At 69.0% G+C, this 17,782-nt stretch carries 19 protein-coding genes; 13 read left to right on the top strand and 6 right to left on the bottom strand.

The window, feature by feature from the left end:
- Positions 1-9: 9 nt before the first annotated feature.
- Positions 10-333, top strand: a complete 324-nt coding sequence (locus JJL56_RS21465) for a rhodanese-like domain-containing protein (protein ID WP_247889371.1) — start codon at positions 10-12, stop codon at positions 331-333.
- Between the two features lie 10 nt (positions 334-343).
- Here JJL56_RS21465 and JJL56_RS21470 read toward each other — a convergent pair whose 3' ends face one another.
- Positions 344-706: an ArsR/SmtB family transcription factor gene (locus JJL56_RS21470; protein ID WP_145624787.1), complete on the bottom strand. Its 363-nt coding sequence runs from the start codon at positions 704-706 to the stop codon at positions 344-346.
- A 185-nt stretch (positions 707-891) separates the two neighbouring features.
- Between JJL56_RS21470 and JJL56_RS21475 the strand changes: the two genes are divergently transcribed.
- The 5 genes from JJL56_RS21475 to JJL56_RS21495 all read left to right on the top strand — a co-directional run bounded on the left by JJL56_RS21475 (position 892) and on the right by JJL56_RS21495 (position 3,683).
- Positions 892-1,272, top strand: coding sequence for a hypothetical protein (locus tag JJL56_RS21475; protein ID WP_200486201.1), 381 nt, complete (start codon positions 892-894; stop codon positions 1,270-1,272).
- A gap of 91 nt (positions 1,273-1,363) precedes the next feature.
- The gene (locus tag JJL56_RS21480) at positions 1,364-1,897 is read left to right on the top strand and encodes a sigma-70 family RNA polymerase sigma factor (protein WP_145624783.1); all 534 of its coding nucleotides are present in this window, start codon (positions 1,364-1,366) and stop codon (positions 1,895-1,897) included.
- 3 nt (positions 1,898-1,900) lie between these two features.
- Complete coding sequence (locus JJL56_RS21485; RefSeq protein ID WP_145624781.1) at positions 1,901-2,719, top strand: anti-sigma factor family protein; 819 nt, start codon at positions 1,901-1,903, stop codon at positions 2,717-2,719.
- A 59-nt stretch (positions 2,720-2,778) separates the two neighbouring features.
- Complete coding sequence (locus JJL56_RS21490) at positions 2,779-3,114, top strand: hypothetical protein (protein ID WP_145624779.1); 336 nt, start codon at positions 2,779-2,781, stop codon at positions 3,112-3,114.
- 137 nt (positions 3,115-3,251) lie between these two features.
- Entirely contained in the window at positions 3,252-3,683 is a 432-nt protein-coding gene (locus JJL56_RS21495) for a hypothetical protein (protein ID WP_145624777.1), read from the top strand.
- A gap of 15 nt (positions 3,684-3,698) precedes the next feature.
- Here JJL56_RS21495 and JJL56_RS21500 read toward each other — a convergent pair whose 3' ends face one another.
- On the bottom strand, positions 3,699-4,001 hold the full coding sequence (locus JJL56_RS21500) for a hypothetical protein (protein WP_200486202.1): 303 nt from the start codon (positions 3,999-4,001) through the stop codon (positions 3,699-3,701).
- A 216-nt stretch (positions 4,002-4,217) separates the two neighbouring features.
- Between JJL56_RS21500 and JJL56_RS21505 the strand changes: the two genes are divergently transcribed.
- A complete protein-coding gene (locus tag JJL56_RS21505) occupies positions 4,218-4,925 on the top strand; it encodes an extensin-like domain-containing protein (protein WP_145624773.1) in 708 nt (235 codons plus the stop codon).
- A 16-nt stretch (positions 4,926-4,941) separates the two neighbouring features.
- Here the strand turns inward: JJL56_RS21505 and JJL56_RS21510 are convergent, their stop codons facing one another.
- Entirely contained in the window at positions 4,942-5,982 is a 1,041-nt protein-coding gene (locus tag JJL56_RS21510) for an MBL fold metallo-hydrolase (RefSeq protein ID WP_200486203.1), read from the bottom strand.
- Positions 5,983-6,193: 211 nt separating this feature from the next.
- On the opposite strand from JJL56_RS21510, the gene JJL56_RS21515 reads away from it, so the two are divergent.
- On the top strand, positions 6,194-6,382 hold the full coding sequence (locus JJL56_RS21515) for a hypothetical protein (protein ID WP_109068776.1): 189 nt from the start codon (positions 6,194-6,196) through the stop codon (positions 6,380-6,382).
- 41 nt (positions 6,383-6,423) lie between these two features.
- Here the strand turns inward: JJL56_RS21515 and putA are convergent, their stop codons facing one another.
- Together putA and proC are read right to left on the bottom strand one after the other, a co-directional pair.
- Positions 6,424-10,164 carry a trifunctional transcriptional regulator/proline dehydrogenase/L-glutamate gamma-semialdehyde dehydrogenase gene (putA, locus tag JJL56_RS21520; protein WP_200486204.1) on the bottom strand — a complete coding sequence of 1,247 codons (3,741 nt, stop codon included), beginning with the start codon at positions 10,162-10,164 and terminating at the stop codon, positions 6,424-6,426.
- A 68-nt stretch (positions 10,165-10,232) separates the two neighbouring features.
- Positions 10,233-11,102 (bottom strand): pyrroline-5-carboxylate reductase, encoded by an 870-nt coding sequence (proC, locus tag JJL56_RS21525; RefSeq protein WP_345772618.1) that lies wholly within the window; start codon positions 11,100-11,102, stop codon positions 10,233-10,235.
- 168 nt (positions 11,103-11,270) lie between these two features.
- Between proC and JJL56_RS21530 the strand changes: the two genes are divergently transcribed.
- Positions 11,271-11,732: an Lrp/AsnC ligand binding domain-containing protein gene (locus JJL56_RS21530; protein WP_145624767.1), complete on the top strand. Its 462-nt coding sequence runs from the start codon at positions 11,271-11,273 to the stop codon at positions 11,730-11,732.
- Between the two features lie 18 nt (positions 11,733-11,750).
- On the opposite strand, the gene JJL56_RS21535 is transcribed toward JJL56_RS21530, so the two are convergent.
- The gene (locus tag JJL56_RS21535) at positions 11,751-11,897 is read right to left on the bottom strand and encodes a hypothetical protein (protein WP_186452869.1); all 147 of its coding nucleotides are present in this window, start codon (positions 11,895-11,897) and stop codon (positions 11,751-11,753) included.
- A 431-nt stretch (positions 11,898-12,328) separates the two neighbouring features.
- Here JJL56_RS21535 and JJL56_RS21540 point away from each other — a divergent pair, with 431 nt between their 5' ends.
- From JJL56_RS21540 to JJL56_RS21555, 4 genes are all read left to right on the top strand, one after another.
- Positions 12,329-14,503: a carbohydrate-binding domain-containing protein gene (locus tag JJL56_RS21540; RefSeq protein WP_200486205.1), complete on the top strand. Its 2,175-nt coding sequence runs from the start codon at positions 12,329-12,331 to the stop codon at positions 14,501-14,503.
- An 803-nt stretch (positions 14,504-15,306) separates the two neighbouring features.
- Positions 15,307-16,188: a glycosyltransferase gene (locus JJL56_RS21545; protein WP_145624764.1), complete on the top strand. Its 882-nt coding sequence runs from the start codon at positions 15,307-15,309 to the stop codon at positions 16,186-16,188.
- 36 nt (positions 16,189-16,224) lie between these two features.
- Positions 16,225-17,265: a polysaccharide deacetylase family protein gene (locus JJL56_RS21550; RefSeq protein ID WP_200486206.1), complete on the top strand. Its 1,041-nt coding sequence runs from the start codon at positions 16,225-16,227 to the stop codon at positions 17,263-17,265.
- Positions 17,266-17,559: 294 nt separating this feature from the next.
- Positions 17,560-17,763, top strand: a complete 204-nt coding sequence (locus JJL56_RS21555; protein ID WP_145624760.1) for a hypothetical protein — start codon at positions 17,560-17,562, stop codon at positions 17,761-17,763.
- Positions 17,764-17,782 lie beyond the last annotated feature (19 nt).

The raw sequence follows: 17,782 nt of genomic DNA on the forward strand, positions 1-17,782 counted from the left end.
GCAAACGCCATGAACGATCAGATCAAGACCGTCGACGCCGCCACCGTCATGGGCTGGCTGAGAGAGGGCTCGGTGGTGATCGTCGATGTCCGCGAACCGCATGAGCACCGCGCCGGCCACATTCCCGGCGCCACGCTGGTGCCGCTGTCGCAGTTCGACCCGGCCCGCGTGCCGGACGCGACGGGCAAACACCTCGTCCTCCATTGCCAGAGCGGGCGGCGCTGCGGCCCTGCGTCGGCCAGGATGGCGGCCGGCGGCTACACCGGGGACATCCATCGACTGAACGGCGGCATGGCCGCCTGGATGGCCGCTTCCGGCCCGGTCGAGCGCTGAGGGGCGCGTCTCAGGGCATCGGGTTCGCGTCGGCCACGCAGCGCGCGCCGACGCAGAACTGGCGGTACAGCTCCAGCAGGATCGGGCGCACCCGGTCCGACCCGATGCGGTAGTGGATTGAGGTACCGTCCCGCCGGGTGGCGACCAGCCCCTCGTCCCGCAGCTTGGCAAGATGCTGGGACAGGTTCGACTGCGACAGGCCGAGCCGCCGCGCGAGGTCGCCCACCGGCATCTCACCGTCCAGCAGGCTGCACAGAATCATCAGCCGGTGGCGGCTGGCGATGGAGCGCAGGAAGGCTTCCGCCTCGGCGGCCCGCGCTTCCAGCTCGGCGGGGTCGAGCGGCCAATCGGTGGATAGCTCATTGGATGGCATGGGCCTCATCCGCCCTATAAATAAGACATCGCTAATTTATAGGGCGCCTCCTGGCGATCAAGCGGATTGTGACCGGCCTTTCTGAACCGCGGTTGAACGCTCCGTTCAGGCAAGGCTCAGCCGCGCCTTGCCATGATCCCTCCTGACCGGGCGGACCACCCGCCCCTTGCGATGGAGACAGGATCATGCGCCATTCAACCACCCTCCCCGTCCTGGCCGCCCCCGTCCTGGCTGCGGCCTTCGCCGCCCTTCTGCTGTCCGGCTCCGCCGACGCGGGCGAGCGGGACCACGCGGTTCAGCCCTCCTCACCGCAGCCGGTCGCCGACGTGCTGCGGACCAGGGGTGGCACCGTCTCCGGAACGGTCGCCGCGGTGGGCGCGACCTGGATGACCATCCAGGATGACAGCGCGCGGACCGATGTCACGGTGCGCGGCTTCCTGCCGGCGGGCATCGAGCCGGGCGCTCCCATCACCGTCACCGGACGCGCCCGCAAGGGCGGGATGGTGGCCAGCGAGATCGTCCTCGCCGACGGTTCGCTGCACAAGCCCACCCGCGACGACGATTGACCGCGGAAAGCGTCCCGCCCCGGGATTAAAAGGCCTTCCCGAAACGAAAACGGAGCAGGAATTCGGGAAATCCAGTCCACGGGGTGGAGACGTGACGTTCAGCCTGCGCGATCAACTGTCGAATCAACTGCGCTCCCTGCGCCGCTACGCCCTCGCGCTGGCGCGCAACCGCGACGATGCGGAGGATCTCGTGCAGGAGACGCTGGTGCGCGCCATCTCCGGTTCCCGAACCTTCCGCCCGAACGGCGACCTACGGTCCTGGCTGTTCGGCATCCTGCACAACGTCCACGTCAACGGGGTGCGGCGGGAGCAGGTGCGGGCGCGCGGCGCCTCGGCCATCGAGGCCATGAGTTCCGGGCAGATGCCGCCCAACCAGCCCGACCATGTCGAACTGATGCGGACCATCAAGGCCTTCTCCACCCTTCCGGACGAGCAGCGCCGCGTCCTGACCCTCGTCGCCGTGGAGGGGATGAGCTACCAGGAAGCCGCCCGCCAGCTGGACATTCCGCTCGGCACGCTGATGTCGCGCCTGGCCCGCGGGCGGGAGGCGCTGCGGGTGGAGATGGGCCACCGGGAGATGGGCCGACGCGACCACGCCCAGACCGCACTGCGGGCGGTGAGGTGAGCCATGGGCAGCGATCCCATCAGCCTCAACCAGAACGCCGACCTGCATCTCTACATGGACGGCGAGATGGAGCCGGCCCGCCGCGCCGCCTTCGAGGCGCAACTCGCCGCCAACCCGGCCCTGGCCGCCAAGCTGCACGAGTACCGGCACCAGCAGGAGATGCTGAAGCTCGGCCTCGACATGATGGCCGCCGTGTCGGTGCAGGAGACCGAAACGCTGGCCGGGCGCCTGCGCTGGCGTCTGGACATGGACCGCTTCACCCGGCGGGTTGCCCCGCTGGCCGCGGCGGTGCTGCTGGTCATGGGAGGATGGAGCCTGACCGTGTGGGTGCAGTCGGGCGGGGCCACCGGACCGCAGCTGGCCGGCGAGGTCGATGACGTCCCCGCCTTCGCCGACGAGGCGGCGGACGCGCATTCCAAGGCCGTCGCGCTCAACACGCTGCAGCCGTCCCCCCCTCGGACGAGCACCACGCCGGTCCCGGTGCAGACCGCCCAGGTGCCGCTGCCGGAGGGGCGCGGCATGACGGTTGCGCTTCCCGCCATCGGTCCGGAACTGACCCTGATCCGGGCCAGCGTCGTGCCATGGAACCATGGCACCGCTCTCCAGTTTCTCTACAGGGAGCCGGACGGCGAGTTGCTGACCCTGTTCGTCGCGTCCGGCGAGCCGGCGCAGGACGGCACCCTGCACACCGTCGTGCACGACAGCCTGCGGCTCGTCTATTGGCGCGCCGGACTGGTCGCCTACACCGTCACCGGCAACAAGGCCGACGGCGATCTGCTGACCGTCGCCAAGAAGATGGCGGACAGCATCCGCCGATCCTGACACCGCACCGCCCTGAAACCCAGTCGGGCGGAGCCCCACCAAGCCTGTGGAGCCCAGCCATGAGCCTGTACACCGATCCGGACGAGCGGAACGGCCATCCGCTGGACATGGTCGAAACCTTCATCGCCCGCGAGCATTGGGAACCGATCCTGCGGCAGGCCGCCTTCAACGGCATGGTGTTGGGCGCGGTCACCCTGCTGCTGGGGCTGGACGCGCTGCCCGGCCTCGCGATCATCCACATCATCACCTTCGCGTCGGGCATGGCCCAGGGATTCCTGGCGCTGCGCCTGGAGGAGGGCGGGCAGGACGAGGCCGCCGTCGCCGTGGGGCGCCGCTCCATGGCCGCCTTCCTGCTGGCCTCGATCACGCTGTTCTTGATGCCGTTCGCGGCCTGATCCGCGCAGAAGTCACGCGCGGAACCGGCCGTTCCGTGTCATGGTCCCCGTCCCGCCGGGGACCTCCCCATGCGGGGACTCCAATCCAGGGAATGGGACAGCCGATGCGGGGCAGGCAGACACGCTCCGGGAGCCGGATGCAGATCCGTGCGCCCTATCTCGATCCGGTGCGTGTGGGGGAAACCTCGGGGAACCTGCGCTGCCGCTGCTGCGGGCGGCCCGATGGGGTCGTCGTGCGCTGCCTGCCCGACGGGCGCTGGTACGATGGGGCGGACGAGACGTGGCGTGACGGCCGCGGGCGCCGCGTGCCCTGGCCGGAGGCTACCGAGTACGCCGCCACCACCGACGTTCTGGTCAGCGTCGAGGCGCTGCGCATCACCCGCTCCGCGGTCGAGCGGGTCCGCCTGCTGTGCAACCGCTGCCGCCGGCTGGAGGGCGCCGTCCATGGCCGCGCCCGCGCCCGGATCAGCATCCTGCTGCGCCGAGCCATCGGCGATCTGTTCCTGGGCCGCTACGACGATCCCGCCGTCCTCACGGCGCTGGTTGATCTCTACCGTAAAGACGGCTGAGCCAACGGTTGCGCGTCAGCCGGCGGTGTCTTCGGCCATCCCACCGTCGAGCCGTGCCGCCAACTCCCGCCGCGCCAGCAGCTCGGGCGCCACCGTCGCCACAGGGGCTGCCGTGGGCAGGCGGCCGTAGGCGCCGATGCCGAAGGTCCCGGCGTCGCCGACGATCCACTCCTCGGCGGGCGGCGGCTGCGGCGTTTCGATCTTCCGGAACAACGCCGCGGCGGAGGCCAGCGCGGAGGACGCGGTGAGCGGAATCGTGGCATTCGCGCGTTCGGTCCGGCCCTGCATGGCCAGGACTTCATCATGTGCATCGGACATCGGCCTCTCCCTCACCGCGTGACGAAGGGTAACAATGGAAGTGTGGCATGGAAGTCACGCTCCGTCCAATTGCACGAACGGATGAACCGCCGCCTGGACAACAGTCCGCCCCCACCGCCGGTTCATAAGCAATTAGGGGGAATACGATCCGGCTGAGCCGCGCGGCCGTCCCGGCCGTTCAGACCAAGGCAGCGCAACGGGGGAGACGGCAGACGCATGGGACGGTTGCTCCGCTGGACGGCGGGTCTGCTGCTTCTGGCCGCCATGGGCGGGGCGGCGACGGTGGGAACGGGGACCGTCACGATACCGCCCCGCTACGACCCCTGGGCGCCGCTGGACATCGGGGAGACTCCGAACCTGCTGACCCGCCTCAAGCTGTCCCGGCTGGACGGCGCGCCCCGGCAATGCCATGCCGTCCTGGGCGTCGCGGGCCTGCGCTTCAGTCCGGTGACCGACCGGCAGACCGGCGAGGGCTGCGGCTTGACCGACGCGGTGCAGGTCAGTCGCTCGGCGGTGGCCTTCAACAGCGGCTTCACCGTCACCTGCCCGCTCGCCGCCGCCTGGATGCTGTTCGAGACGCACACGCTCCAGCCCGCCGCGCGGCGGCATTTCGGCCAGCCCGTGACGCGGGTGCGGCATCTGGGAAGCTACGCCTGCCGCAACGTCTACGGCCGGGCGGAGGGACGCCGCAGCGAGCACGCCACCGCCAACGCCCTCGACATCGCCGGCTTCACGCTGGCCGACGGGACCACCATCGCCCTGCCCGGCGACTGGACGCCGTCGGATGGGCGTAAGGGGGCATTCCTGCGTGAGATCCGCGACGGCGCCTGCGACGTCTTCCGCGCGGTGCTGGGCCCCGACTACAACGAGGCCCACCGCGACCACTTCCACCTCGACATGGGGCCGTACCGCGTCTGCCGGTGAGGCGCCATCCACCGGATCAAGCGCTGTGGTAGGACAGCACGCCGTCGGTGCGCGTCTCGGTGCGCAGTTCGCCGCGCCCGACCATGTGGTTGAGGTGGGCCAGCGCCTCCCCGAAGGCGAAGCTCAGCTGGTGCGAATCCAGCGCCCGGCGGAACAGCACCGGCACCAGCTCCTTGCAGCTCAGCGGCTTGGCTCGGCAGGCCTCGGCAATCTGAGCGCAGCGGTCGGCGTGGTGGGCCTCCAGCGCGCGGGTGCGGTGGTCCAGCCCGTAGAAGGGCAGCCGATGGCCGGACAGGACCAGGGAGTCCGCCGCCACCTCCTCGCGGATCGCGGCCAGCGACGACAGGTAAAGTCCCAGCGGGTCGGCCTTGGGCTGCATCGCCGAGACGCTGACGTTGGGGGAGATGCGCGCGATGACCTGATCGGCGGCCAGGAACAGCCGGTCGGCGGCGCAATAGAGCATCGCCTGCTCCGGCGAATGGCCGCCACCGGTCAGGATGCGCCAGTCGCGTCCGCCCAACCGCAGGGTCTGGCCGGGGATCATCCGCTCGAAGCTGGGGGCCAGCCCCGTCGTGCGGTTCAGGTAGCTGAGGCCGCGCTTCAGCATCTGCTGGATCTCGTCGGGCGACAGGCCCCCGGATTGGTAGAAGGCGTCCTGCGCCTCCAGCGTCTGGGGGTCGCGGCCCTGCTGCAGCAGCTTGGCGTAGAAATACTCGCTCTGCGTCATGTGCAGCGGCGGGGCGAAGCGCTCGTGCAGCCAGCCGGCCAGACCGACATGGTCGGGGTGGAAATGGCTGACCACCAGCCGGACGATCGGCTTGCCGCCCAGCGCGCCGCGCAGCAGCCGGTCACAGCAGTCGCGGCTGACGTCGTCACCCAGCCCGGTGTCGAACAGCGCCCAGCCGTCCCCCTCCTCGAAGAGGTAGAGGTTGACGTGGTCCAGTGCGTAGGGCAGCGGCAGGCGCAGCCACAGCACACCCGGCGCCACCTCCCGGACCGTTCCATTGTCCGGCGGTTCGGAAAACGGATGGCGGATGAGTTCGGCGTCGTCTTTCACCCTAATGATCCTCCTTGCGCTGCGGTGCCCCCGACCTCTTGGCTACCCGTTGGTTCGCGTCCGGTCAACTATCCGCAAATAGAACATTCCGGTCATTGACGCACCTCGCGTTTCGTTCCATGGCCGCTCCGGCGCGGGAGCATCGGCGGGCTCGCGACGAATGCGCCGCGCATCGGTTATCAAAAGGGCATTGCCGAAGGAGAATAGCCGGATGACCACCGCAACGTTCAGGATCATCCGTCACGCCGACGGGCCGGTTTTCTTTGATGACCGGACGATCACACTCGCGGAAGCGCAGATCATCATCAACGATGCCATCGCGCGTGGTGACCTGGAGGTCGGGTCCTTCTTGCGCATCGACGACGAGGAACTGGTGATCGAACGGGAGGTTGGGGGGTAGGCGGCGCACCGCCCACCCCGCAGCCCGTCCTTTTCGCCCCGTCAGCTCATCGCGACGAGGCTGGCGTTGCCGCCGGCCGCCGCGGTGTTGACGCTGATCGACCGCTCGTTCAGCAGCAAGTCGAGGTCGTAGCCTTCGCCCCGTCCCGCCGCCAGCGCCTCGGCACTCGCCGCCTGCACCAGCAGGATCGGGCCGGGAAGCTCCGCGACGCGCCGGTTGACGGCGGTCACGCGCTCGCGGTCGCCCTCCACCAGAACCGCGGCGAGCGGCCCGACGTCCCGCCAATCCGCCGTCGTCCGCACCCGCGCGGCCAGGGCCGGCGGCAGGCCGCGCAGCAGTTCAGCCAGTTCCTGCGGGGCGTCCACCGCGGCGCTGTTGCCCGTCGCCAGGACCGCGCCGAGTTGGAGCAGCAGGCCCGTCCGCGTCTGCGGCAGCAGCAGGACGCGGCCCCGCCCATGCAGCTCATAGAGGTTGCGCTCGCCTACCGGGCCGTTCAGCTCCGCGCCGCCGCCGATGGCGCTGCGCGCCACATAGCCGGCGCAGCGCGACGCCTCCGCCGTGAAGCCCTTGGCGCGCAGCCACTCGCCGTAGGCCAGCCCCGCCGCGCGCGCCGCGTCCGGCCCGCGGAACTCCAGCCAGCCCTTGGGACGGCGGCTCAGCAGGCGGGAGAGGTAGAGCGGACCGCCCGCCTTGGGGCCGGTGCCCGACAGGCCGTGGCCGCCGAAGGGCTGCACGCCGACCACCGCGCCGATGGTGTTGCGGTTGACATAGACGTTGCCCGCGCCGATCCGCCCGGTCACCCGCTCGATGGTGGCGTCGATGCGGGTGTGCAGTCCGAAAGTCAGGCCGTAGCCCGTCGCGTTGATGGAGTCGACCAGGGCGTCCAGATCGTCGCGGTGGAAGCGGACGACGTGCAGGACTGGGCCGAAGACCTCCCGCTCAAGCTCATGGATGCCGCCGATCTCGATCACGGTCGGGGCGACGAAGGTGCCCTCTGCCGTCTCGGCGGGCAGCGGCAGGAACTCCACATTGCGGCCCTTGGCGCGCATCGCCTCGATGTGGCCGGCGATGGTGGCGCGGGCCTCCTCGCTGATGACCGGGCCGACATCGACGGCCAGCCGGTCCGGGTTGCCGATGCGCAGCTCGCGCATGGCGCCCTTCAGCATGGCGAGCGTGCGGTCGGCCACGTCCTCCTGCAGGCAGAGGATGCGCAGGGCGGAGCAGCGCTGGCCGGCGCTGTCGAAGGCCGACGCGATCACGTCGCCCACCACCTGCTCGGCCAGGGCGGAGCTGTCGACGATCATGGCGTTCTGGCCGCCGGTCTCGGCGATCAGCGGGATCGGCGCACCGTCCGGCAGCAGGCGGCTTGCCAATTGGCGCTGGATCAGCCGCGCCACCTCGGTGGAGCCGGTGAACATCACGCCACGCACCGCCTCATGCCCGACCAGGGCGGCGCCGACCCCGCCCGCGCCGGGCAGAAGCTGGAGCGCCCCGGCGGGGATGCCCGCCGCGTGCAGGATGCGCACCGCCTCGGCGGCGATCAGCGGGGTTTCCTCGGCCGGCTTCGCCAGAACCGGGTTGCCGGCGGCCAGCGCCGCGGCGATCTGGCCGGAGAAGATGGCCAGCGGGAAGTTCCACGGGCTGATGCAGACCACCGGCCCCAGCGGGCGGTGGGTGGCGTTGTCGAAACGGTCGCGCGCCTGCGCCCCGTAATAACGCAGGAAGTCGATGGCCTCCCGCACCTCGGCGATGGCGTTGGGCAGCGACTTGCCCGCCTCGCGGACGATCAGGCCGAGCAGGGTCGGCATCCGCTCCTGCATCGCGTCGGCGGCGCGGAACAGGCTGGCGGCGCGCTCCTCCGGCGGGGTGGCGGCCCAGGCGGACGCCGCGGCGACGGCGTGGCCGAAGGCCTCCGCCACCAGGGCCTCGCTCGCCTCGGTCACCGAACCGACCACGTCGCGGCGGTCGGCCGGGTTGCGCACCGGCTGGGCCTGCCCCGCCCGCTCGCCGTCGGCCAGCAGCGGTGCCGCGGTCCATGTCATCGCGGCGCTGGCCGACAGAGCGGCGGACAGGCGGGCCAGCTCCGTCTCGTCGGACAGGTCGATGCCGGCGGAGTTGGCCCGCTCCGGCGCGTAGAGGTTCTGCGGCAGGGCGATCAGCGCGTGCGGCGCGCCCACCGGGGCGATGGCCCTGGCGACCGCCACCGGATCGGCGACCAACTCGTCGACCGGGACCGCCGGGTCGGCGATGCGGTTGACGAAGGAGCTGTTGGCCCCGTTCTCCAGCAGGCGGCGAACCAGATAGGCCAGCAGCGTCTCGTGCGTGCCGACCGGCGCGTAGATGCGGCAGGGCCGCTTCAGCGGGCCGACGACCTCCTTGTAGAGCGGCTCGCCCATGCCGTGCAGGCACTGGAACTCGTATTTGCCAACCTGGAAGTCGCTGCCAGCCATCTCGTAGATGGTGGCGAGCGTCTGGGCGTTGTGGGTGGCGAACTGCGGGAACACCGCCTCCGGGGCAGCGAGCAGCTTGCGCGCACAGGCGACGTAGGAGACGTCGGTGTAGACCTTGCGCGTGTAGACCGGGAAGTCGGGCAGCCCGTCGAGCTGGGCGCGCTTGATCTCGCTGTCCCAATAGGCGCCCTTGACCAGCCGGATCATCAGCCGGTGGCCGCTGCGCCGCGCCAGATCGACCAGGAAGTCGATGACGTAGGGGCAGCGCTTGCCGTAGGCCTGCACGACGAAGCCGATGCCGTTCCAGCCCGCCAGATCCGGATCGAAGCACAGCGATTCCATCAGGTCGAGCGACAGCTCCAGCCGGTCGGCCTCCTCGGCGTCGATGTTCAGGCCGATGTCGTAGCCCTTGGCGAGCAGCGCCAGCGCCTTCACGCGCGGCAGCAGCTCGTCCATCACCCGGTCGGCCTGGGCGCGGGAATAGCGCGGGTGGATCGCCGACAGCTTGATGGAGATGCCCGGCCCCTCATAGACGCCGCGCCCCGCCGACGCCTTGCCGATGGCGTGGATGGCGTTCTCGTAGTCGGCGTAGTAGCGCGCGGCGTCCTCCGCCGTCAGCGCGGCCTCGCCCAGCATGTCGTAGGAATAGCGGAAGCCCTCGGCCTCCATCGGGCGGGCGTTGGTCAGCGCCTCCTGGATGGTCTGGCCGGTGACGAACTGCTCGCCCATCATGCGCATGGCGAAATCGACGCCACGGCGGATCAGCGGCTCGCCGCCGCGCGCGATCAGGCGCGTCAGGGCGGAGGACAGCGCCTGCTCGCCGCCCGCCGAGGTCAGCTTGCCGGTGATCAGCAGGCCCCAGGTGGCGGCGTTGACGAACATCGAGCCGCCCTTGCCGAGATGCGCCTGCCAGTCGCCCCCGGCGATCTTGTCGCGGATCAGCGCGTCGCGCGTGGCGTGGTCGGGGATGCGCAGCAGCGCCTCCGCCAGACACATCAGCGCCATGCCCTCCTGGCTGGACAGGCTGTATTCGTGGATCAGCCCCTCGACGCCGCGGCCCCGCGGCTTGGCGCGCAGGGCGGTGATCAGCTTGCGGGCGGTGGCTGCGGCGGCGGTGACGATGCCGGGCGGCAGCGCGGCCTGCTCGAACAGGAAGGGCAGGCACTCCGGCTCGGGCCGGCGGTAGGCGGCGGTGATCCCCGCGCGCAGCTCGGTCGCCGGGCGGATGGGCGGGGCGAAGTCCGCGAACGGTGCCGTGCTGCCGGAGGCGGCGGACGGGCTGGCGGCCCGGGTGTCGGCCCGGGTGGCGGTCGGGTTGGTCATGCTGTTCATCGGTGTCGTCCGCTCGAATCCGCAGGCCGGGGGCGAGCCGGTCCCTGATGGTGAAAAGGGGAGGTTTCTCAGGCTTTCGGGCCGGTTCCGCCCAGTTCGGCGGCACGTTGGGCCGCCGCGCGCAGGGTCGCGTTCAACAGAGTCTGGAGGTGGTCATCGGCCATCAGCTTGGAAAGGCCGGCCGCCGTGGTCCCACCGGGGGAGGTCACGCCGGCGCGAAGCTCGGCCGCCGGCTGGCCGGTGGCGCCCATCAGTGCACCCGCCCCTTCGACCGTGGCGCGGGCCAGCCGTTCCGACACGTCGGCGGGCAGCCCCACCTCCACCCCGGCGCGGGTCAGGCACTCCACGAGATAGAAGACATAGGCGGGGCCGGAGCCGGACAGCGCCGTGGCGGCGTCGACCAGCGCCTCGTCGGCCAGCCATTCCAGGCTTCCGACGGCGGTCAGCAGGGACGCGGCGCGCTCCCTCCGCTCCGCCGGGCAGCCCGTCTCGGCGACCGCGACGGTGGCGCCGCGCCCGACCGCCGCCGGGAGGTTCGGCATCGCCCGCACCACGCTGCCCGCCGCCGGGAACAGGCGGCGCAGGTCGGCCAGCGTCTTGCCCGCCATGATCGACAGCACCAGCGTGTGCGGTGCCAGCGACGCCTGCACGCCCGACGCGGCGCTCTCGACCATCTGCGGCTTGACCGCGACCACGAGGGTATCGACCACAGCGCCGTCCGCCGGGTTCAAGCGGACGCCGGTCCGCGCGGCCAGTTCGACCAGATCCGGCGCGGGGCTGGGGTCGGCGACCGAGATGGCGGAGGCCGGCACGCCCTGCGCCAGCCAGCCGCGCAGCATGGCGCCGCCCATGCGTCCGGCGCCCAGCAGAAGGATCGTGCCGCCGCCCGGCGCCGATCCGGCACCGTCCGCAGCATTGGGGGCAATGTCGATGGTCACGGTGTCTCTCACCCGATCCAATTCGTCTTCTCAAGGCCGCGGCATCCGCTTTGTTTTGCTTGTTCCGCCGCAGCATCCGCAGACTATCGCGGAGCCCGCCGTGCCTCCACGGTTGTTTTTGCCTCAACGCCGCGATATCAACGGCCAAAGGCGGCATGGAGCACGAAAATGACGGAGCTTGACCGGACCGACCGGCGCATCCTGGCGATTTTGCAGATGGACGGGCGGATTTCCGCCGTTGATCTGGCGGAACGGGTCGGCCTGTCCCCCACCTCCGCCGGCGAGCGGATGCGGCGGCTGCTGAAGGACGGCTATGTGACGGGATTCACGGCGCGGCTCGATCCGCACCGGTTGGGCTTCGGGCTGATGGTGTTCGTCGAAGTGCTGCTCGACAAGACGACGCCCGACGTGTTCGACCGCTTCGCCCAGGCCATCCGCCACGCGCCGGAGGTCCTAGAGTGCCACATGGTGGCCGGCGGGTTCGATTATCTGGTGAAGACGCGGGTGGCCGACATGGCGGCCTACCGGCGGTTTCTCGGGGATGTGCTGCTGTCGCTGCCCGGCGTCCGGGAAACCCGCACCTACGCGGTGATGGAGGAGGTCAAGAACGACGGCCCCCTCCCCCTCTGACTCAAAGGCGCTGTCCGGTCACGACACCCGGACGGGAGCCACCGTGCGGCGCGCGGGAAGGACGGCCCGCACCGTCGCGTGCAACGTGGCCAAGCCCAGCACAGACAGCGCCGTCAGGAAGCCGGTCAGCAGAAGCGCCAGCACCAGAAAGACCATCGTCTCCATGTCATACCTCCTTGCAAAGCATGGAGGGAGGCTACGCCCGGACCGGTTCCGGCGGTTTGACCCGAGTCAATGGATGGTCTGATTCCATAACCATCCCCTTTTTTGTCCGTAGCCACGCCATTGCTGGCTGCGCACCGTTCAACTCGGATACCGCCGTTGCGGTGGGTGGCGTAGAGGCATTTCCCCACCGGTTGCAACGCCAAATCAGCGCGCCACCGGGGCGTATCGGCATCACTGTGGCGGTAATGCATCGCATTTGAGATTTATTATCCTAAAATCGTCCCATTTAAGGCCACAACGAAGCCGATAGTCTTAAGGGGTAAGCCAAATGGCTAGAGCGCTAACCGAAAGGATGGGGACGCACCGACCGCGTGCCTGCCCCGCCGGCCACCAACCGCGGTGGCATCCCCACAAGGAAGAGAGTGCAGACCATGGACGATCTGGGTATCGACCTCCACCACCAGGACCTGACCGACCACACGAATTACGCCGGCGATCTCGGCGCCGACACGTCGCACCTGTCGATCAGCGAGACCGCCGTGTCCACCGCCGATTCCTTCGCGACGCCGGCCAGTCTCCTCCAGGCCCAGGCCCTCCAGACCGCGCAGCCGCTGGCGCTCGCCGATGCCGCCGCGACCGCCGACAACGCCACGAAGATCGTCATCAACGCCGCCGGCAACCTGGCGGGCGGTGTCGCCCCGCACTTCAAGGTGATGGTGGACGGCAAGGTCATCGGCGAAGGCTCCGCCGGCACCGATGCCAAGGACTTTACCTTCAACGCCAACGTCACGGCGGATCAGGCCCACAAGATCCAGATCCAGTACGACAACGATGGCTTCGTGAACGGCCAGGACCGCAACCTGATCGTCAACAAGATCACCATCAACGGCCACGCGCTCGACGCGGCCGACCCGTCGGTGACCTACGACAAGGGCGCGCTGGACGGCAAGGACGTGGTGAAGGGCCAGTCCGGCATGTGGTGGGACGGCACGCTGGTCGTCGCCGCGCCCAAGGAGTTCTTCCCCGCCGCGACCGCCGAAGCGGTGACGGGCGCCACGAAGATCGTCGTCAACGCCGCCGGCAACCTGGCGGGCGGCGTGTCCCCGCACTTCAAGGTGATGGTCGACGGTAAGGTCATCGGCGAGGGTTCCGCTGGCACCGCCGCCAAGGACTTCACCTTCAACGCGAACATCGCCGCCGGTCAGGCCCACAAGGTCCAGATCCAGTACGACAACGATGGCTTCGTGAACGGCCAGGACCGCAACCTGATCGTCAACAAGATCACCATCAACGGCAACGCGGTCAACCCGACCGACGCCTCCGTCACCTACGACAAGGGCGCGCTGGACGGCAAGGACGTGGTGAAGGGCCAGTCCGGCATGTGGTGGGACGGCACGCTGGTCGTCGCCGCGCCCAAGGAGTTCTTCCCCGCCGCGACCACGACGCCCACCACGCCCACCACCCCCACGACTCCGACCGCGCCGACCACCCCCACCACGCCGACGGCCCCGCCCGCCCCGTCGAACCCGGGCGGCGGCACGTCGGATTATCCGGCGACCCCGGCCTCGCAGGTCTTCTACATCGACGCGACGCACGGCAGCGACAGCAACTCCGGCAACAACCCGAACCAGGCATGGAAGTCGCTGGCCAAGGTGAACTCGACCAACTTCGCCGCCGGTTCGCTGGTTCTGTTCGAGCGTGGCGAGACCTGGACCGACAGCCTGCTGGTCTCCACCTCCGGCACCTCTGACAAGCCGATCATCTACGGCGCCTACGGCACCGGCGCCGATCCGATCATCAAGGCCAAGAGCGGCGCCAGCTACGCCGTCAGCCTGAACAACAAGGACAACGTCACGTTCGACAACCTGACGATGACGGGTTCGAACGACACCGGCCTGCTGCTCAACGGCGGCGCCATGAACGTGAAGGTCACCAACTCCCAGATCCTGGACAACCGGGGCTCGGGAATCGTGGTGAGCGGCACGTCGAACAACCTGCGCATCGATCATTCCACGATCGACGGCAACGGCGGCTACGGCATCGTCCACTACTCCTACGACAACGCCAACCAGTACATCACCAACAGCGTCATCAGCGACAACGGCTGGCGGACCGATGCGGTGTATTCGGGCTGGAACGGCCGCATCCTGAGCGGCGAGATCGCCGGCAACACGATCGTCAACAACGGCAGCGGCGGCGGCGACGGCCGGTCGCACGGGCTGTACCACGACCACAGCCAGGCCAACAGCACGCTGAAGATCCACGACAACGTGATTTCCTCGAACCCGCGCGGCGCCGGCATCCTCGCCAAGTCGAGCACCGAGATCTACAACAACACGATCTTCGGCAACTCGAACGTCGGCATCTCGATCGGCCAAAACCAGGGCACCAACGTCACCTACAAGATCTACGGCAACGAGATCTTCAACAACAACGGTGGCATCATGGAGCACCTGAAGGGAGCCGGGTCGATCACGCTGAGCCTGTACGACAACACCTTCTACAACAACAACGGCCGTGCGGCGATCAACATCGCCGACAGCATCAAGCAGACGGTGACCAACAACACCATCTCCTCGGTCTCCAAGGCCAACCCGATCATCTGACGATCGGCGGCTCCGACCCTTTGGCAACGTCCGCGCCCGGCCAGACTCTGGCCGGGCGTTGGCGTGTCGGGACGACTTTTCCGGCTTTCGTCCGCGACACAAAACGGCAATAATCGGAAGCACAGCCCGGCCAGAGACGCTGCCTTTTCCTCCATTTCTTGTGCATCGCACAATAAGGCCCGCCTCATTGGAGTGATGGCGTCCGGACGCCATCCCCGTTCGCCGCCTTTTCATGGCGGTCAGCCGTTATTTCTCCGCAGGGCGCGCGGCATCCCCCGCTTTCTCCAAAATCGACCAAAGTGGCAGTCGGCTTTCCCTTTGGGACGCTGCGAAGGGGATATTTATCTTGCACTTTATGTAGGTTTACCCGCCATCCGCCCTTTGATAGCGTCCACAGACCTATTCCGTGCCTATGCGTGCATCGGCACCGGCCGATACGACGGCCAGGGGTGTCCTAATGCGGGATGCGGACCGGAGGGAAACCCCCGCAGAACCGACCAGGAAAGGGACGAGACAGGGCAAGAACGGCACTGCAAACGACGACAAGGACGGGACGGCCGGCGCCGCACAGGTGCCGGACCGACGGCCACCGGGGGAAGGAACGCCGAAGCCGATTCCGCGCGCGTGCCGCGGGACCGGGGCATTGGGCGGCACGCACACGCCTCCATTCCCAGGGCCGCGGTGTCCGTGGTCACGGCCATCGCACGCCGTCCGCGTCGCCACGACAAGAGGGGTGGAGACCAGGTATGAATCACGTGAGCGGACCGAGGGACGGTCGGGACACTCAATCGATCAGCGTGCTTATGGCCACCTATGCCGGCGAGAAGGCGGACAACCTTCAGGCCGCGCTGGAGAGCGTCTATACGCAGACGCTTCTCCCGCGCGAATGCGTGCTGGTGGTCGATGGACGGATCGGGGAGGAGCAGGAAAAGGTCATCGCCCGCTATCAGGCGTCCAACGCCTGCCGGCTCGTGGTGGTGCGACGGCGCAACCAGGGGGGCTTGGCCCGCGCGCTGAACGATGGGCTGCAATACTGCACGGGCTATCTGGTGGCCCGCATGGACAGCGACGACATCTGCCTGCCCCACCGCTTCGAGACGCAGGCGCGGGCCTTCGCCGAGCAGGGGGGGCTGGACGCGTCCTTCTCCTGGCACGCGGAGTTCGAACAGGACCCCGGCGCCATCACCTGCGTGAAGCGCAGCCCGGAGACGCACGAAGAGATCAGCCAGGGCATGAAGTGGCACTGCGTCCTGTCGCACCCCACCATGATGGTGCGGCGGCGGGCGCTGACCGCCATCGGCGGCTACCGCTCCTGCTTCGGGAATCTGGAGGATTACGACCTGTATGTCCGCCTGCTCCAGGCCGGCGCGCGCATGGAGACGGTGCAGGAGGCACTGCTGCTCTTCCGCACCAGCATGGCCCAGCGCGTCCGCCGCGGCGGGTTGCGCTACGCCGTCAACGAATGGGCCTTCCGGGTCTGGTGCTGGCGGTCGGGCTTCCTGACCAATTCGGAGTTCCTGGCGACGGCCTCGCTTCAGATCGGCTTCCGGCTGACGCCGCCGGGCCTGAAGAGGATGCTGTACCGCCTGGTCCGCACGCCGACCGAGGCGCAGGCCATGGCCCGAATCCACACCGCCATGATTCAGCCCAAGCGCCTCGCCCCCGATGGCGCGGACGCCCTCTGACCTTCTGCCCTCTGACCCTTCCGCGGGAGGAATTGAATGAGCGTTGCCGACGTGATTTCCGGTGGCGGGTTGGGTCGGCGGCTCCGGTGGACGGACGCGCTGCGCAACCCGCTGGGGACCGCCTGCCATCACGCCTACGGCAGTCCGGTGCTGGCCGTCGTCTACCACGCCGTGTGCGACACGGTGCCGGATCATCTGAAGCACATCTACCGGCCCCGCACGCCGAAGGAATTCACGGAGGATCTCGACTTCCTCCTGAAGCACTTCGAGCCGACGGATCTGCCCACGGTCACCGGGTCGGCCATGGGCGGGCCGGAGATCCGCCGCCCGTCGCTGCTGGTCACCTTCGACGACGGCATGCGCGAGGTGGCGGAGGTGGCGATGCCCATCCTGCGCCGCAAGGGCATCCGGCCGGCGCTGTACCTGAACCTGAACTTCCTCGACAACAAAACGCTCTTCTACCGGCACAAGGCGAGCCTTCTGGCGGAGCGGCTGGGCCGGCTGGCGGAGGCCGATCCCCGCCGCGCCGTCTGCGCCGCCACCCTGGCGCGGGCGGGCGCCGTCGCCGCCAATCCCGCTGCGGGCGTCATGAAGGTAAGCTGGCACCAGCGCGCCGTGCTGGATGAGATCGCCAGCGTGCTGGAGTTCGACACGGCCGGCTTCCTGGCGACCCACAAGCCTTATCTGACCCGCGACGAGATCGCCGACCTGATGGCGGAGGGGGTGTCGATCGGGGCCCACGGCTTCGACCATCCCAACCACCGCCTGCTGACGCCCGAACAGCGCAAGGAAGAGGTGACGGGCAGCGTCGCCGGCATCCGGGCACTGTTCGGCCCCGGCTGCGGCTCCTTCGCCTTCCCCTATTCGGACGAGGGCTTGCCCGACACGCTGTTCGGAGACCTGTACGGCAGCGGCGTCGACCTTACCTTCGGCACCTCCTGGCCGCGCCGCGGCGGTCCGCAGCGGCGGGTTCAGCGGATCTGCTTCGAGAACGGTCCGGCCCCCGCGAAGCAGCAGCTCGTCAAGCGCCTGTTGCGCGGCGGTGCCGGCAACATGAAGCGCGCGCTCGCCGGATGAACGGTCTGGCCGGATAGGCGGGCTGGCTTACGGAACACTCCCTCTCCCAGCACGGGCGAGGGAGTTCCTGCCGTTTTCATATGCATTACGGGCGATAACGACGCTGCAATTCCAAAGAGAAGACCTATTCCTCCCTTTGGAATGCCCCCTTATCGTACGCTGATCGCTTAAGCGTGATCCCTTTTCATTTCCCTTTATTTGTCCGCGACGTAACACAAAATACCGCTATGGGGACACGCTGCGGTTCTGGTCGCCGGTTCCTCCGCTTATAAGGCCCCCCGCGAGGAGATCGCTATGATCGAGCAAGCCACGCCGGCCAGCCCGAACCTGCTGGGTGGGGTTGCGGACGTCCTTCCGGCGGACGCCGCTGCGAAGGCGACGGACCGCGTCTCCCCCCCGATGCTTGATCTCCACCGGGCCGGCTGGGCCATTCTGTGCACCGGCTGCGCGCTGGCGGCCTGGGGCCTCGCCTACGCGCTGATCCGCGTCGCCCTGTAAGGCCGCGCGAGCTGGACCC

The organism is Azospirillum aestuarii (genome assembly GCF_016632405.1).
Lineage (GTDB): Bacteria > Pseudomonadota > Alphaproteobacteria > Azospirillales > Azospirillaceae > Azospirillum > Azospirillum aestuarii.

Bases quoted from the DNA above. Each gene is read 5' to 3' on its own strand.
- JJL56_RS21465 (WP_247889371.1), top strand. From the start codon at position 10: ATGAACGATCAGATCAAGACCGTCGACGCCGCCACCGTCATGGGCTGG.
- JJL56_RS21470 (WP_145624787.1), bottom strand. From the start codon at position 706: ATGCCATCCAATGAGCTATCCACCGATTGGCCGCTCGACCCCGCCGAG.
- JJL56_RS21475 (WP_200486201.1), top strand. From the start codon at position 892: ATGCGCCATTCAACCACCCTCCCCGTCCTGGCCGCCCCCGTCCTGGCT.
- JJL56_RS21485 (WP_145624781.1), top strand. From the start codon at position 1,901: ATGGGCAGCGATCCCATCAGCCTCAACCAGAACGCCGACCTGCATCTC.
- JJL56_RS21490 (WP_145624779.1), top strand. From the start codon at position 2,779: ATGAGCCTGTACACCGATCCGGACGAGCGGAACGGCCATCCGCTGGAC.
- JJL56_RS21495 (WP_145624777.1), top strand. From the start codon at position 3,252: ATGCAGATCCGTGCGCCCTATCTCGATCCGGTGCGTGTGGGGGAAACC.
- JJL56_RS21500 (WP_200486202.1), bottom strand. From the start codon at position 4,001: ATGTCCGATGCACATGATGAAGTCCTGGCCATGCAGGGCCGGACCGAA.
- JJL56_RS21505 (WP_145624773.1), top strand. From the start codon at position 4,218: ATGGGACGGTTGCTCCGCTGGACGGCGGGTCTGCTGCTTCTGGCCGCC.
- JJL56_RS21515 (WP_109068776.1), top strand. From the start codon at position 6,194: ATGACCACCGCAACGTTCAGGATCATCCGTCACGCCGACGGGCCGGTT.
- putA (WP_200486204.1), bottom strand. From the start codon at position 10,164: ATGAACAGCATGACCAACCCGACCGCCACCCGGGCCGACACCCGGGCC.
- JJL56_RS21530 (WP_145624767.1), top strand. From the start codon at position 11,271: ATGACGGAGCTTGACCGGACCGACCGGCGCATCCTGGCGATTTTGCAG.
- JJL56_RS21535 (WP_186452869.1), bottom strand. From the start codon at position 11,897: ATGGAGACGATGGTCTTTCTGGTGCTGGCGCTTCTGCTGACCGGCTTC.
- JJL56_RS21540 (WP_200486205.1), top strand. From the start codon at position 12,329: ATGGACGATCTGGGTATCGACCTCCACCACCAGGACCTGACCGACCAC.
- JJL56_RS21545 (WP_145624764.1), top strand. From the start codon at position 15,307: ATGGCCACCTATGCCGGCGAGAAGGCGGACAACCTTCAGGCCGCGCTG.
- JJL56_RS21550 (WP_200486206.1), top strand. From the start codon at position 16,225: ATGAGCGTTGCCGACGTGATTTCCGGTGGCGGGTTGGGTCGGCGGCTC.
- JJL56_RS21555 (WP_145624760.1), top strand. From the start codon at position 17,560: ATGATCGAGCAAGCCACGCCGGCCAGCCCGAACCTGCTGGGTGGGGTT.